Source organism: Natronospira bacteriovora (assembly GCF_030848495.1).
GTDB classification, from domain to species: Bacteria; Pseudomonadota; Gammaproteobacteria; order Natronospirales; family Natronospiraceae; genus Natronospira; species Natronospira bacteriovora.
The window spans coordinates 289470-304124 of the sequence record NZ_JAVDDT010000001.1 but is presented as its reverse complement, the minus strand read 5'-3'; the positions used below and the strand labels follow the sequence as shown (position 1 = coordinate 304124).

General features: G+C 63.4%; 11 protein-coding genes. 6 read left to right on the top strand and 5 right to left on the bottom strand.

All coding sequences use genetic code 11. The features are described 5' to 3' along the window. The first annotated feature begins 8 nt into the window (after positions 1-8). Positions 9-1304: a serine/threonine-protein kinase gene (locus tag RBH19_RS01480; RefSeq protein WP_306727026.1), complete on the top strand. Its 1296-nt coding sequence runs from the start codon at positions 9-11 to the stop codon at positions 1302-1304. Positions 1305-1546: 242 nt separating this feature from the next. Here the strand turns inward: RBH19_RS01480 and arfB are convergent, their stop codons facing one another. The 5 genes from arfB to RBH19_RS01455 all read right to left on the bottom strand — a co-directional run bounded on the left by arfB (position 1547) and on the right by RBH19_RS01455 (position 6129). Then, positions 1547-1963, bottom strand: a complete 417-nt coding sequence (gene arfB, locus RBH19_RS01475) for an alternative ribosome rescue aminoacyl-tRNA hydrolase ArfB (protein ID WP_306727025.1) — start codon at positions 1961-1963, stop codon at positions 1547-1549. 121 nt (positions 1964-2084) lie between these two features. Continuing rightward, positions 2085-2909, bottom strand: coding sequence for a GTP cyclohydrolase FolE2 (gene folE2, locus RBH19_RS01470; RefSeq protein WP_306727024.1), 825 nt, complete (start codon positions 2907-2909; stop codon positions 2085-2087). A gap of 61 nt (positions 2910-2970) precedes the next feature. Continuing rightward, positions 2971-4890 (bottom strand): 1-deoxy-D-xylulose-5-phosphate synthase, encoded by a 1920-nt coding sequence (dxs, locus tag RBH19_RS01465; protein ID WP_306727023.1) that lies wholly within the window; start codon positions 4888-4890, stop codon positions 2971-2973. A gap of 110 nt (positions 4891-5000) precedes the next feature. After that, the gene (locus tag RBH19_RS01460; RefSeq protein ID WP_306727022.1) at positions 5001-5891 is read right to left on the bottom strand and encodes a polyprenyl synthetase family protein; all 891 of its coding nucleotides are present in this window, start codon (positions 5889-5891) and stop codon (positions 5001-5003) included. Continuing rightward, positions 5875-6129, bottom strand: coding sequence for an exodeoxyribonuclease VII small subunit (locus RBH19_RS01455; RefSeq protein ID WP_306727021.1), 255 nt, complete (start codon positions 6127-6129; stop codon positions 5875-5877). Before RBH19_RS01455 ends, RBH19_RS01460 begins: the two co-directional genes overlap by 17 nt. A 158-nt stretch (positions 6130-6287) precedes the next feature. Between RBH19_RS01455 and RBH19_RS01450 the strand changes: the two genes are divergently transcribed. From RBH19_RS01450 to parE, 5 genes are all read left to right on the top strand, one after another. Next, positions 6288-6971, top strand: a complete 684-nt coding sequence (locus tag RBH19_RS01450; RefSeq protein ID WP_306727020.1) for a TetR/AcrR family transcriptional regulator — start codon at positions 6288-6290, stop codon at positions 6969-6971. Beyond that, positions 6968-8074, top strand: a complete 1107-nt coding sequence (locus RBH19_RS01445; RefSeq protein WP_306727019.1) for an efflux RND transporter periplasmic adaptor subunit — start codon at positions 6968-6970, stop codon at positions 8072-8074. The genes RBH19_RS01450 and RBH19_RS01445 overlap by 4 nt, the downstream gene beginning before the upstream one ends. Position 8075: 1 nt before the next feature. Then, entirely contained in the window at positions 8076-11153 is a 3078-nt protein-coding gene (locus tag RBH19_RS01440; protein WP_306727018.1) for an efflux RND transporter permease subunit, read from the top strand. 12 nt (positions 11154-11165) lie between these two features. Continuing rightward, a complete protein-coding gene (locus RBH19_RS01435; protein ID WP_306727017.1) occupies positions 11166-12542 on the top strand; it encodes a TolC family outer membrane protein in 1377 nt (458 codons plus the stop codon). 213 nt (positions 12543-12755) lie between these two features. Continuing rightward, positions 12756-14648 carry a DNA topoisomerase IV subunit B gene (parE, locus tag RBH19_RS01430; protein ID WP_306727016.1) on the top strand — a complete coding sequence of 631 codons (1893 nt, stop codon included), beginning with the start codon at positions 12756-12758 and terminating at the stop codon, positions 14646-14648. Positions 14649-14655 lie beyond the last annotated feature (7 nt).

Below are 14655 nucleotides of genomic sequence, written 5' to 3'. Positions count from 1 at the left end.
CGCTGACGATGGATTCAGGAGGCAAGTCAAAACCGGTGGTGGTTCTGAACCGGCCCGAGCCGCGCCGCATTGGCAAGTATGTGGTGGCGCGTGAGCTGGGTCGTGGCAGTACCAGCACGGTCTACCTTTGCCATGACGCCTATCGCGGCCGCGATGTGGCGGTGAAGCTTTACCATTCCGATCAGGATCTGAGCCCCGAGGAAGCGGAAGTCCGCCGGCGCCTGTTCTTCAATGAAGCGCAGATGGCGGGCATGCTCGATCACCCCAATATTCTCCCCATTCTCGATGCCGGCGAGCTGGACGATGCCCGCTACATCGTCATGGAGTTCATTCCGGGTGCCCGGCCCCTGAGTGACTACACCGAGGCCGAACACCTGTTGCCGGTGAACAAGTGCGTGGAAGTGGCCTTCAAGTGCGCCCGGGCCCTGGCCTATGCCCATCGTCAGGGGGTCATTCATCGTGACATCAAGCCCGGCAATATCCTTCTCACCGAGAGCGGCGATGTGCGCCTGGTGGACTTCGGCGTGGCGCGAACGGCCATCGGTGGTCTGGACAAGGTGCGGGGCCTGATCGGCTCACCCAGCTACATGGCCCCCGAGCAGCTGGGCAAGCACATTGCCACCAGGGAAACCGATCTCTATGCCCTGGGCGTGGTGCTTTACGAACTGCTCACCGGCAAGCGCCCCTTTTATGGCGACAGCCTGGAGCGGCTCAAGCAGCAGGTCATGTACGCCTCGCCGGTGCCGGTTCACCGTCTGCGGGATGATGTCCCCCCGGAGCTGGAGCGCATCGTCAACCGGGCACTGGAAAAGCAGCCCGCCCGCCGATACCGCTCCGCACTGGATTTCGCCGCCGACCTGTCCCAGGCCTTTCAGCAGGCCGCCCGGCTGCGCCAGCAGACGGTGGAGCAGGAGCGATTCAGCCAGCTACGGCACCTGGATTTCTTCCGGGATTTCGCCTACCCGGACATCTGGGAATTGCTCAACGCCGGTTCCTGGGAGACCTACCGGGAAGGTGAGGCACTGGTTCGTGAAGGGGATCTGGATGAGAGCTTTTTCATTCTGGTCAGTGGCCGGGTCAATATCCAGCGCGGCCAGACGGTGGTGGGCAAGCTCCGGGAAGGCAGCTGTTTCGGTGAAGCGGGATACCTGGAAGGGCAGCAGCGCGACAGCAGCATTTTCGCGGACGAAGAGGTGCAGGCCCTGCGACTCACGGCCACGGCCATCGAACGCTGTTCAACCGCATGTCAGCTTCGTTTCATGCGCCAGTTCCTGCGCATGATTCTCACCCGCCTCAGCAGCTGAGCCGCGAAAAGCCTGGCCACGAAGGATTGCGTGCGCTGCCTTCGATTGCCCCATCCCGCCACCACCACCAAACTGCCGCTCGTAATCGTAATCGTAATCGTAATCGGCTTTTCAATCTTCCCTGATCCAGCCCGCCTACCGCCCCCGCCCCCCAAAACAATCTGTGTCCATCTGTGTCCATCTGTGTTCATCTGTGGCTAAAAAAGCCTTTCACCCAGCTCCTGTTTCACTACCCAATTCACTCACTCCATCGAAGGCGGCTTCCGCAGACGCTTGTTCTTCCCCCGCTGGGTCTTCTGATCCACTCGCTTGGCCTTGGCACGCTTGCTCGGGCGGGTTGGGACGCGTTTCTTTCGCGTGACGGCCACGCTCCGGATCAATTGCTGGAGGCGGGCGAGGGCGGCGGCGCGGTTGTCTTCCTGGCTGCGGGTCTCGTCAGCCTTGATCACCACAAGTCCGCTCTTGGTGATGCGGTGGTCACTCAGGGCCAGCAGACGTTCCTTGTAGAAATCCGGCAGGGAAGACGCCGCAATATCGAATCGCAGCTGAATGGCCGTGGCCACCTTGTTCACGTTCTGCCCGCCGGCACCCCGGGAACGGATCGCCGTCAGCTCGATTTCCTCATCGGGAATCTCCACTGAATTGGATATCTTCAACATGAGCTGTCCCCGGCAATGAAAAAGGCCGGCAACTTCCAGGAAGCCACCGGCCCATAATCCGCGTAATCGTAATCGTAATCGTAATCGGCTTCGACCCTGCCAAGACAGGATCCAGCAAGGATCAACCTTCCTCGGCTTCCTTGTCCTTCTCAATCAGGGCATAGGCCGAATGATTGTGAATGGATTCGAAGTTCTCGGAAGCCACGGTATAGGCCGCAATCCGCTCGTCCCGGTTCAGGGCCACGGCAATGTCCCGCACGATGTCTTCCACGAACTTGGGGTTATCGTAGGCGCGCTCGGTGACATACTTCTCATCCGGCCGCTTGAGCAGACCGTACAGCTCACAGGAGGCCTCGGCTTCCACCAGGTCAATCAGCTCCTCGATCCAGACAAAGTCTCGAGTGCGGGCGCGCACGGTGACATGCGAGCGCTGATTGTGGGCACCATAGTCCGAGATCTTCTTGGAGCAGGGGCACAGGCTGGTGACCGGAACCACCACTTCCACCGTCATCTGGTTCTTGCCGTTGATGCGCTCACCGATGAAGGTGACTTCGTAATCCATCAGGCTCTCGACCCCGGACACCGGCGCCTTCTTGTTGACGAAATAGGGGAAGCGCATCTCGATGTGCCCGGAGTCCGCTTCCAGCAGTTCTGTCATGCCGCCCAGCATGTCCTTGAAGGAGGCGACGGAGATTTCCCGTTCCTGATTCTCCAGGATCTGCACGAAGCGTGACATGTGGGTACCCTTGAAGTTGTGGGGCAGATCCACATACATGTTGAAGTTGGCAATGGTGTGCTGCTCGCCGCCCGAGCGATCACGCACCCGCACGGGATGACGGATGTCCTTGATGCCCACCTTGTTGATGGGAATGCGGCGCGTATCCGCGCTGCCCTGAACGTCGTCAATGGTGGTCACGGATGCCTGTCCGGTCTGCTTGCTGCTCATGCTGTTCGTCCTCGAATCGGATTGTCTCGTTGTTCCCGATCACGGCCGCAGGGCCGCGCCCTCATGACACCAGGCGCTTGCCACTGCCTGTCTTGTCCTGCTCGTTCCACCAGCGCTCGATCCTCGCCTTGATGGCCTCGCTGGTCAGTCCGGCTTCCTCCAGGACATCGTCCCTCGAACCGTGTCCCAGGTATTGGTCCGGCAGACCAATGACCAGGGTCGGGATCGTGATGTTCATCTCCGACAGGGCTTCCAGTACCCCACTACCCGCACCGCCCAGCACGGTATTGTCCTCAATGGTGACAATGCCTTCATGCCGGGCAGCAACCGCTTCGACCGTGTCCAGGTCGAGGGGTTTCACAAATCGCATGTCCCACAGGGCCGCATCCAGTTCTTCGGCGGCTTCCCGGGCCCGATCCAGCAGCGCCCCGAAGGACAGAATGGCGATTCCCTTCTTGCCCCCCTGGGCCTTGCGCTGGCGAACCTCCCGCGCCTTGCCCCAGGGCAGGGCCTGCATTTCCTGTTCGATGTTCACGCCGGGCCCTTGGCCCCGCGGGTAACGCACGGCGGCGGGGCCCTCGTGCTGATAGGAGGTGTAGAGCATCTGGCGGCATTCGTTTTCGTCGGACGGAGCCAGTACCGCCATATTGGGCAGGCAACGCAGGAAGCTGATGTCGAAGCTGCCGGCGTGAGTGGCCCCGTCACCGCCCACCGGGCCGGCGCGGTCGATGGCAAACAGCACGGGCAGATTCTGCACGGCCACATCGTGGATGGCCTGGTCGTAGGCCCGCTGCAGGAAGGTGGAGTAGATCGCCACCACCGGCTTGATGCCCTCGCAGGCCAGGCCCGCGGCCACGGTCACCGAGTGCTGTTCGGCGATGCCCACATCGTAATAGCGGTCCGGGAAGCGCTTGTGGAACTCCACCAGTCCGGAGCCCTCGCGCATGGCCGGGGTGATGCAGACCAGGCGCTCGTCCTGCGCGGCCAGGTCGCAGGCCCACTGGCCGAACACCTGGGAGTAGCTGGGGCCCGCCGGCTTCTTGGGGGCCAGCTTGCCGGCCGCCGGGTCGAACTTGCCCGGGCCGTGCCAGGTGATGGGATCCAGCTCCGCCGGGCCATAGCCCTTGCCCTTGCGGGTAACAATGTGCAGGAACTGCGGGCCGGGGCGCTCGCGCAGATTGGCCAGGGTTTCCACCAGGGTGTCCACGTCGTGCCCGTCCACCGGGCCCACGTAGTTCAGGCCCAGCTCCTCGAACAGGGTGGCCGGCGCCACCATGCCCTTGAAATGCTCCTCGGACTTGCGCACCAGTTCCCGCAGCGGCGGCACCATTTCCAGGGCCTTCTTGCTGCCCTCGCGGAAGCCCCCGTAGAGGCGGCTGGACAGCACCCGCGAGAAGTAATTGGAGAGGGCGCCCACGTTTTCCGAGATGGACATGTCATTGTCATTGAGAATGACCAGCATGTCGGCCTTGGTGGAGCCGGCGTGATTGAGGGCCTCGAAGGCCATGCCCGCGGTCATGGCCCCGTCGCCGATCACGGCCGCCACCCGGCGGTCACCGCCCAGGCGGCGATTGGCTAGGGCCATGCCCAGGGCCGCGCTCACCGAAGTGCTGGAATGCCCCACCCCGAAGGTGTCGTACTCGCTTTCCTCCCGCTTGGGGAAGGGCGCCAGACCACCGGCCTTGCGGATGGTGGCCAGTTGCTCCCGCCGTCCGGTCAGGATCTTGTGGGGGTAGGCCTGGTGCCCCACATCCCAGACGATGCGGTCAACCGGCGTCTGATAGACATAGTGGAGTGCCAGGGTCAGCTCCACCGTCCCCAGCCCGGCGGCAAAGTGGCCCCCGCTCTCGCTCAGAGTCTGGATCATGAACTCCCGCAGCTCCCGCGCCACCTGAGGCAGCTCGGCACGCGCGAGCCCGCGCAGGTCGGCGGGGCAGTCAATTCGGGAAAGCAGCGGAAATTGGGGCGCGTTCTGGGGCATCGGTCCGGCAATCTGAGGAATGAGGGCAAATTATCCGCCTGTCGGGCGCCTGTATCAAGGTACCGATCACCGGTGTGCCGCTTTCCGGGCCGGTTCAAATTTGGCAGTGATCAGTTTTTACGATCCCGAATCTGCAGGATTAGCTTCCTCAGTCCGTCAGCTGATTTGCCAAATTCCGCCAGCTGCTCCAGTGCTTCGTCGTATTGTGACTGGTAGCGTTTGGTGGCGGCGTCGATGCCCATGAGGGAGGCGAAGGTGGGCTGGTTGCGGGCGGCGTCGGCGCCCTGGGCCTTGCCGAGGGTGTGGGTGTCGCTGGTGACGTCGAGGACGTCGTCCTGGATCTGGAAGGCGAGGCCGAGGTTCTGGCCGACGGTGTCCAGGGCAGCGCCCACGGTGTCGGGTGGGGATTCGGCGCTGAGCAGGCCCAGTTGCAGGGCGGCTTCGATCAGGGCGCCGGTCTTCAGGCGATGCAGCCGTTCCAGTGTATTGAGGTCGCAGTCCTGTCCGGTCAGGGCCAGGTCCATGGCCTGGCCACCGGCCATGCCGGCCGCGCCGGCGGCGGTGCCCAGGGTGCGGATCATCTGCAGCAGGCGTGCCGGCGACGGGTGGGGCATGGCGGCCAGGTGCTGGAAGGCCAGGGTCTGCAGGGCATCGCCGGCCAGGATGGCGGTGGCTTCATCGAAGGCGATATGGCAGGTGGGGTGGCCGCGACGCAGTTCGTCGTCGTCCATGGCGGGCAGGTCATCATGCACCAGGGAGTAGGCGTGGATCATTTCCACCGCCACGGCGGCGTGGTCCAGGCGTTCCAGCGGGGCCCCCGCCAGCTGGCCGGCGTGGTAGACCAGCAGGGGGCGCAGGCGCTTGCCGCCGCCGGTCAGGGCATAGCGCATGGCCTCCACCAGCCGGGGCTCGCCATCACGGGGCAGGCTGTCGGCCAGGCGTTGCTCAATCCGCTCGCGCAATGCGTCCATGCCGGTGGCGGCCTCAGCCGTTTGCGCCATTGCCGTCGGCATCGAAGGGGGCCAGGCCGCCCTGTTCGTCGTCCCCGATCAGCTTGCTGACCTTCTGTTCGGCCTTTTCCAGGGCATCCCGGCACTGGCGGGTGAGGGCCACGCCGGATTCGAAGGCCTTGAGGGATTCCTCCAGGCTGAGTTCGCCGCCCTCGAGGCGGTCGACGATCTGTTCCAGTTCGGCCAGGGATTTCTCGAAGTCCCGGCTTCCGCCTTTCTTTTCGGCCATGTAACACTTCCCCGTTGTCTGTGTCCTGGTTCGAAAGAGCTCTGCCGTCCGTCATTGTACAGCGCCGAAGCAGGGCTGGACATTGCGCGAGGGCCGAGTATACTGCGTCGCCATCCCGACCGATCGGTCGGTCGGTCGGAAGCGTGGAGTGAGAAGCGTTGGCACAGCAGCTTGAACAATCGAAACGGCCCCAGGGCGCCCAGCGCATCCTGGAGGTGGCCAGTCGCCTGTTCGCGGACCATGGCGTGGATGGTATTTCCATCGCCCAGATTGCCCGTGAGGCGGGTGTGGGCAAGGCCACCATCTTTCATCATTTTCCCAGCAAGGACGCGCTCTATCAGGCCGTACTCTGGCAGGTGGCAGAGCGGGCCATCTGGTTGGTGGAGGATCAGTCCTGGCGGGATGGCACGCTGGTGGATTGCATGCGCGGTTTCATTCGCCAGCAGATTGCCCAGTTGGAAGAGGGGGACGAGCTTCTGCGCCTGGTGCGACGGGAGCTGCTTCAGGCCGGTCCGGACGCCGCGGCGCTGATGTCGGATATCTTCAGCCGCCCCTTTCAGCGGCTGCAGGCCCACCTGGAGGAGCGGGTGCGTACCGGTGAGCTGTCCAGCGAGGTGGATACCGCTTTACTGGCATGGATGCTGATGGATAGCGGTGTGCGCTTTCATGAGGGCAAGGTTGTCCTGCCCCTGATTACCGGCCTGGAAGTACTCCGCGATCCGGATGTGTTCAGCCACCGAATGGCGGAGCTCTTGAGCCGTGGCTGTCTGTGTGCCCCGGGTTCCGGCCCGACAGCCGCCGGTGTTCCCCTTTCCCCAGCGAGTCAAAAGGATCAGCAATGAATAATCTTCAGCGTATGGAAAACGGGCGCTACCTCTTTCCCCTTGTTCTGGTGCTGGCCGTTCTGCTGACAGCCTGTGCAGGCGAGGACGCGGAAGAAGAGGCCGCTGAAGAACTCAGTGACGGAACGCCGGTGCAGGTGGTGGCCGTGGAGCGGGCGACGGTGGAAGAGCTGGAGCGCTCCGTGGGCACGGTTGAAACCTTTACCCAGCCGGTCGTTGCGGCGGAAGTTTCCGGGCGGGTTCGTCTGATCGAAAAGGATGTGGGTGACGAGGTCAGTGAAGGTGATGTGCTGGCCCGCATCGATCGCGAGCCCTTCGAGATCGGCCGCGCCGTGGCCGCCGCCGAAGTCGGCCGCCTTGAAGCGCGTCAGCGCCAGCTGGAGCTGGACCTTCAGCGCCTGCAGCGACTCTCCGAACGGGAGTACGCCACCGAACAGGACATGGACGCGGTTGCCGCCGAACTCGATGCCACCCGTCAGCAGCTGGAAAGCGCCCGCAACCAGCTTCGCCGGGCCGAGCGGGATCTGCGCCTGACGGACATCGTGGCCCCCGTGGGCGGGCTGGTGGATGAGCGCATGATCTCCGAAGGGGGCTTCATTGCCGCGGGCAACCCGGCCTTCCGTCTCCAGCCCATGGATCGCTTTAGAGCCGTCATCTCCTTCCCGGAGCGGGTGGGAGATCGCCTGGAGACGGGAATGACTGTTCGCCTTCTGCCCCGCGGGGGGCGCGAGGGTGAAGTGCGCGGACAGATCACCCGGCTGCGCCCGGCCGTGCATCCCGGTTCACGGTCCTTGCAGGTCTTCGTGGAATTCGACAATCCGGGCAACTGGCGTCCGGGCATGACGGTGGAAGCCCGCGTGATCCTCGACGTGCGCGAAGAGGCCATGCGTGTGCCGGCCATCAGTCTGGTACAGCGTCCGGCAGGCCGGGTGGTGTATGTGGTCGAGGAGAATGAAGTGCGGGAGCAGGTGGTGGAAATCGGTGTGCGCGCCGCGGAATGGGTGGAGATACTTTCCGGACTCAGTGGTGATGAAAAAGTGGTGAGCGAAGGCGCCGCCTTCCTGTCGGACGGAGCCCGCGTACGGATTCGGGAGGAAGACTGACATGACCTTGCCCGAGTTTTCCGTCAAGCGCCATGTGATGGCCTTCATGATGAGCGCCGTGCTGGTGCTCTTTGGTCTCATTGGCTACAACGATATCGGCACCGACCGCCTGCCGGACATCGACTTTCCCATCATTTCAGTGGTGACGGTGATGCCGGGGGCCGATCCCGACATTATCGATGCCAGCGTGACCCGGGAAATCGAGCGGGCGGTGAATACCGTGCCCGGCATCGATGATCTCCAGTCCACGTCCTCCCCCGGCACGTCGGTTGTCACCATCGTCTTCAACCTGGATGCGGATATTGACGTGGCCTTCAACGAGGTGCAGGCCAAGGTCCGGGAAGTGGTGAACCGTCTGCCTGCCGATGCCGAGGACCCCATCATCCAGAAGGTGGAGGCCGATGCCTCGCCAGTGATGTGGCTGTCGTTGCAGGGTGACCGCACACTGCAGCAGCTTTCGGATTACGCCGATAACAACATCCGGCGGCGTCTGGAAACCATCTCGGGTGTGGGGGATGTAATCATCGGCGGTGGCCGCGAGCGCAACATTCGGGTGGAGCTGGATGTAGTGGCGCTGGCCGCCGAACGCCTGACGGTCCAGGACGTGGTCAACGCCTTCCAGGCGGAACATTTCCAGCTGCCGGGTGGTTTTCTGGTGGGTGACCAGCGTGAGCATCTGATCAAGCTCGACATGGAGTTCGATGACCCTGACGCGCTTGGTCAAATGATCATCGCCAGTCGGGAAGGGCACCTGGTGCGCCTGAACGATGTGGCCGAGATCATTGATGGCCTGGAGGATTACCGGCGCCTGGCACGCTTCAACAAGGAACCCACCATCGGTATCGGCGTGGTCAAGATCGCCGGTACCAATACGGTGGAGATCGTCAATGAAGTGCGCAAGCGGGTGGATGAGGAAATCCGGCCCCAGTTGCCCCCGGGGATGCGCCTGACCGTTTCCTCCGACCAGTCCATCTTCATCAACAACCTGATCGACAACCTGGAGCGTACCCTCATCATCGCCATCATCCTGGCGGCACTGGTGATGTGGGTCTTTCTCAAGAGTATCCGCTCCACCCTGATCATCGCGGCCTCCATTCCGGTGTCCCTGCTGGCCGTGGTGGCGGTGATCTATTTCTTCGGTTACACCCTCAACTCCATGACCATGCTCGCCATCCTGCTCCTGATCGGGGTGGTGGTGGACGATGCCATCGTGGTGCTGGAGAACGTCTATCGACACCGGGAAACCGGAACCGACGATCCTGTCGTGGCCGCCGTCGAGGGTTCCAATCAGGTCTTTTTTGCCATCATTGCCTCGTCACTGTCCCTGGTGTCGATTTTTGGTCCGGTGATCTTCATGGAGGGCATCATCGGGCGATTCTTCGAGTCCTTCGCCGTGGTGGTGGTGTTCGGCATCATTGCCTCCACCTTCGTGGCACTGACGCTGATTCCCATGCTCTGTGCCCGTTTTCTGCACGTGCCCAGGGCCCACGGCAAGACGTACTGGGTGCTTGAGAACGCCTTCAGGCGGATGGACGGTTTCTACCGGGCCAGTCTGGCGCTGGCCCTGCGGCATCGGGTCAGTGTGCTGCTGATTGCCCTCGCCCTGGTGCTGCCTTCCTTTTACCTGGCCGGATCCCTGGGTGGCGAGTTTGCCCCCGACGAAGACGAAGGTCAGTTCGTGGTCAGCTATCGGGTGCCGCTGGGTTCAAGCATCGAGTACAGCGACCGCAAGCTGCAGGAAATCGAAGCCATCATTGCCGAGCAGCCCGAGGTGGATCGCTTCTTTGCTGCCATTGGCCTGGGCCAGGGCGGTGGGCAGGTCAATCAGGGCATCCTCTTCGTGCGCCTGAAAGACTATGCCGATCGTGAGGCCACTCAGCAGGAGGTCATGGCCCGGGTGTCCGAGCGTTTCCAGGCACTCAGTGGGGTGCGGGCCTTTGCCGCCCCGCCCAGTCTGATCGGCGGGCAGCGGGGTGAACCGCTGCAGTTCTTCCTGCAGGGGCCGGACGTGGATGAAGTGGCTCGTCTCGCCCGGGAGTTCGAGGTTCGCTTGAACGACGAGCCCGGCATGGGCCGGGTGGACCTGGACCTGCGCCTGGATCAGCCGGAGCTTCGCCTCAACGTGGACCGGGATGCGGCGCGTCTGGTGGGGCTGTCAACCTTTGACGTGGCGCGAAGCGTGAACGTGCTGGTCGGCGGCATTGACGTTGCCCGTTACGATGATGATTTCGGGGGCGGTGAACGCTATGACATCCGGCTCAAGGGGCGTGAAGACCAGTTCCGTGTCATCGAGGATATCGAGCGTGTTCAGCTTCGGGCCGCCAACGGCGAACTGGTTCGCCTGGATGAGGTGGCCAGCCTTGAAGAAGACATCGGTCCGGCGGTGATCAGCCGTTTCAACCTGGAGTACAGTGCCGCCTTCTTCGTGGATCCGGAGGTGCCCCTGGGTGATGCCGTTGATCGGGTAGAGCGTCTCGGTGAAGAATTCCTGCCCCTGGGCTACAGCATTGCCATCACCGGGCAGGCGCGTGAATTCCAGCGCACCATCACGGCCATCCTGTTTGTCTTTGCCGTGGCCATCATTCTCGTTTACATGGTGCTGGGGAGTCAGTTCAATTCCTTCATTCAGCCGGTGATCGTGATGCTGGCCATGCCGCTGGCCATTACGGGTGCCTTTGTGGGCCTGTTCATTACCGGGCAGAGCCTTAATATCTTCTCCATGATCGGCATGGTCCTGCTCATCGGGGTGGTGACCAAGAACTCCATTCTGCTGATCGACCTGACCAACCAGTATCGTGACAAACGGGGTCTGTCCGTCGATGATGCGCTCAAGGAGGCCTGCCCCATTCGTCTGCGACCGGTTCTGATGACCTCGCTGACGCTGATTCTGGCCATGGTGCCGGCTGCCCTGGATACCGGTCCGGGGGCGCAGGGCAATACGGCTCTGGGGGTGTCCATCATCTTCGGGATGATGGCATCCACCCTGCTGACGCTGGTGGTGATTCCCAGCGCCTATTCACTGGTTGAAAATCGACTGGCCCGAAGCCGGCCGGTTGGCGCACATGCAGGCGATGCCTGATCGGGGGATATGATGATCATCAAGCACAGTGCCAAGCTCCTTGTCGTAGCCACGTCTCTGTTTGCCGTCAGCCTCGGCAGCATTGCCGGGCCGGCGCAGCGACCCCCGGACCTGCTCACCGTCTACGAGCTGGCGATGGAAAATGACCCCCGCATCCATCAGGCACGGGCCCGTCTGGATCGCCTCAATGAGGCGCGTCCCCAGGCCCGGGCACGGCTCCTGCCGACGGTTTCCCTGTCCGGCCAGATGGACGAAAGCTGGGTGGACGGGGAGCAGATCGGTTTCGACCCGGCGACCCAGGAAGTGGGCCTGGTGGACTTTGAGTCCAATACCGAAACCACCAGTTACGGACTGGAAGTGCGCCAGACCCTGTTCCGATGGGATGCCTGGGTGGGGTTGAGCGAAGCCGAGGCCAGGGTGGCCGAGGCCGAGGCCCAGTACGATGGTGCCCTGCAGGATCTGCTCATTCGGGTGGCCCAGGCCTATTTCGACCTGCTGCTGGCGGCGGAGAACCTGGAAACCCGCGTGATCACCCGCGAGGCCTTCGAGGTGGAACTGGAGCGGGCCGAGTTTTCCCGTGAAGTGGGCGTGGCCTCCCGCACGGATGTGGAGGAAGCACGGGCGGCCCATGACCGCGCCCTGGCCGACGAAATTGGAGCCGAGCGTCAGCTGGAGCTCGCCCGCGAACGCCTCTACGAGATCACCGGGCGTCACTTCCCGATGGTGTCCCGGCCGCGGGGCGAGATCGAGCCGGCCATGCCGGAGCCGGCGGACATCGATTTCTGGGTGGAACGGGCCTTCGAGCACAATCCCGAACTCAATGCCGCGCGCTTCGTGGCGGAAGCGTCGGGCGATCGCGTGCGGCAGGCGAGGGCGGGTCGATACCCCACCGTGGATCTGGTGGCGTCCCGGCGCTGGGTGGATCGTTCCGGCGATAACCCCTTTCAGAATCAGGACACCGTGAATGATCAGATCGGCCTGCAACTGACGGTGCCCCTGTTCACCGGCGGCGAGAACAACTCCCGCGTGCGCGAGGCAAGGGCCGCGGAGCGGGAGGCCTGGTCCGGGGTGGATCTGGCCACCCGGGAAGTGCGCCGGAGCACCCGGGATGCCTTCCTCGGTGTCCGGGCCGGGGTGGCACAGGTGGCCGCGCTGAGGCAGGCCGTTCGTTCCAGCGAGACGGCCGTGGAAGCGACGGAAGTGGGGGTGGAAGTCGGCACCCGCAGCACCGTGGATCTGCTCAATGCGCGCCGTGAGCTGGCGGATGCCCGGGCCCGCCTGAGCGAAGTCCGCTATGCTTACCTGATCGACAGCCTGCGTCTTCGCCGGGCCGTCGGGCAGCTTGATGCGGATGACCTGCGCCAGCTCGCGGCCTTGTTTCTGGATTAGGCTCCCCTGTTGATTATCTGGCAGCGACGCCCGGTGCCTTTGGTCCCGGGCGTTGTCTTTTGGCGGGAGAGACGAACAAGGCTTTGATCCCGGCTGCAGGGGGCAGCCTTGGCTGGGGAAAGCGCCAAAAGGTCGGCGAGTCAAGGCCTGTTGTCTGTCGGGGCAGTCGTTTAGAATCCCGTGAATTCGCCAACCCAGACTGACCGAGGTTCCATGAGCCAGACCTACGACGCCGCCAGTATCGAGGTCCTTACCGGCCTCGAGCCCGTCCGCAAACGGCCGGGGATGTACACCGACACCACCCGCCCCAATCACCTGGCCCAGGAAGTCATCGATAACAGCGTGGACGAGGCCATTGCCGGTCACGCCAGGTCCATTCACGTCCTTCTGCACAAGGATGGCAGTCTGGAGGTGCGCGATGACGGGCGCGGCATGCCGGTGGACATCCATCCGAAGGAGAAAGTGCCGGGCGTCGAGCTGATCCTGACGCGGCTGCACGCCGGCGGCAAGTTTTCCGACAAGAACTACCAGTTTTCCGGCGGCCTGCACGGTGTGGGGGTGTCGGTGGTCAATGCCCTGTCGAAACGGCTCGAAGTGCGCATCAAGCGTGATGGCCATGAATGGGGAATGGCCTTCGAAAACGGCCAGCGGGTGGAGAAGCTCAAGAAGCTGGGCAAGGTGGGCCAGCGGAACCGGGGCACCAGCCTGCGGTTCTGGCCCGATGCCAGCTATTTCGATTCACCGAAATTCTCCATTCCCCGCCTGCGCCATGCCCTGCGTGCCAAGGCGGTGCTTTGCCCTGGCCTGAAGGTGATCTTCGATCATCCGGAGGGCGAGACCGAGGAGTGGTGCTACCAGGGCGGCGTGGCCGACTATCTGGCTGAGCGTCTCTCCGGCCAGAGCAGTCTCCCCGAGGAGCCTTTCGACGGCAGCATGGAGGCCCGCAACGAGGCAGTGGAGTGGGCCGTCGGCTGGCTGCCGGAAAGGGGCGAGCCGGTCACGGAAAGTTATGTGAACCTGATTCCCACCATTCAGGGGGGCACCCATGTCAACGGTTTGCGCGCCGGGCTCACCGAGGCGGTGAGGGAGTTCGCCGAGCTGCGCAATCTGCTGCCCCGGGGCCTGCGCATCACCCCGGAGGACGTGTGGGAGAACTGTGTCTATGTGCTTTCCGTGAAGCTCCATGATCCGCAGTTTTCCGGGCAGACCAAGGAGCGCCTGAGTTCCCGCGAATGCGCGCCGTTTGTTTCCGGTGTGGTCAAGGACGCCTTTTCCCTGTGGCTGAACCAGCACTCCGATGCCGGTGATCGCATCGTGCAACTGGCCATCAACAATGCCCAGAAACGTCTCAAGGCCAGCCGCAAGGTGGTGCGCAAGCGGGTGGTTCAGGGGCCGGCCCTGCCGGGCAAGCTGGCGGATTGCACGGCCCAGGATCCCAAGCGCACCGAGCTGTTCCTGGTGGAGGGCGACTCCGCCGGTGGTTCCGCCAAGCAGGCGCGTGCGCGGGAGTTCCAGGCCGTGATGCCCCTGCGCGGCAAGATCATGAACACCTGGGAGGTGGACCCGGCCCAGGTGCTCGGCTCCCAGGAAGTCCACGACATTTCCGTGGCCCTGGGCGTGGATCCGGGTTCGGAGGATCTGGCCGGCCTGCGTTACGGCAAGGTCTGCATCCTGGCCGATGCCGACTCGGACGGCCTGCACATCGCGACCCTGCTTTGCGCGCTCTTTCTTCGCCACTTCCGCCCCCTGGTGGCCCAGGGCCATATCTTCGTGGCCATGCCACCCCTGTATCGCATCGATGTGGGCAAGGAAGTCTTCTATGCCCTGGACGAAGCCGAGAAGAAGGGCGTGCTGGATCGCATCGAGGCCGAGAAGCTCAAGGGCAAGATGGCCGTGACCCGCTTCAAGGGCCTGGGTGAGATGTCACCCGTGCAGCTGCGCGAGACCACCATTGCGCCGGAGACCCGCCGGCTGGTGCAGCTGACCATTGCCGATGGTGACGACACCTACCGAATCATGGACATGCTGCTCTCGCGCAAGCGTTCCTCCGACCGCCGGGGCTGGTTGGAGAAGAAGGGCAACCTGGCCGACACCGAGATTCTCTGAAGGATTT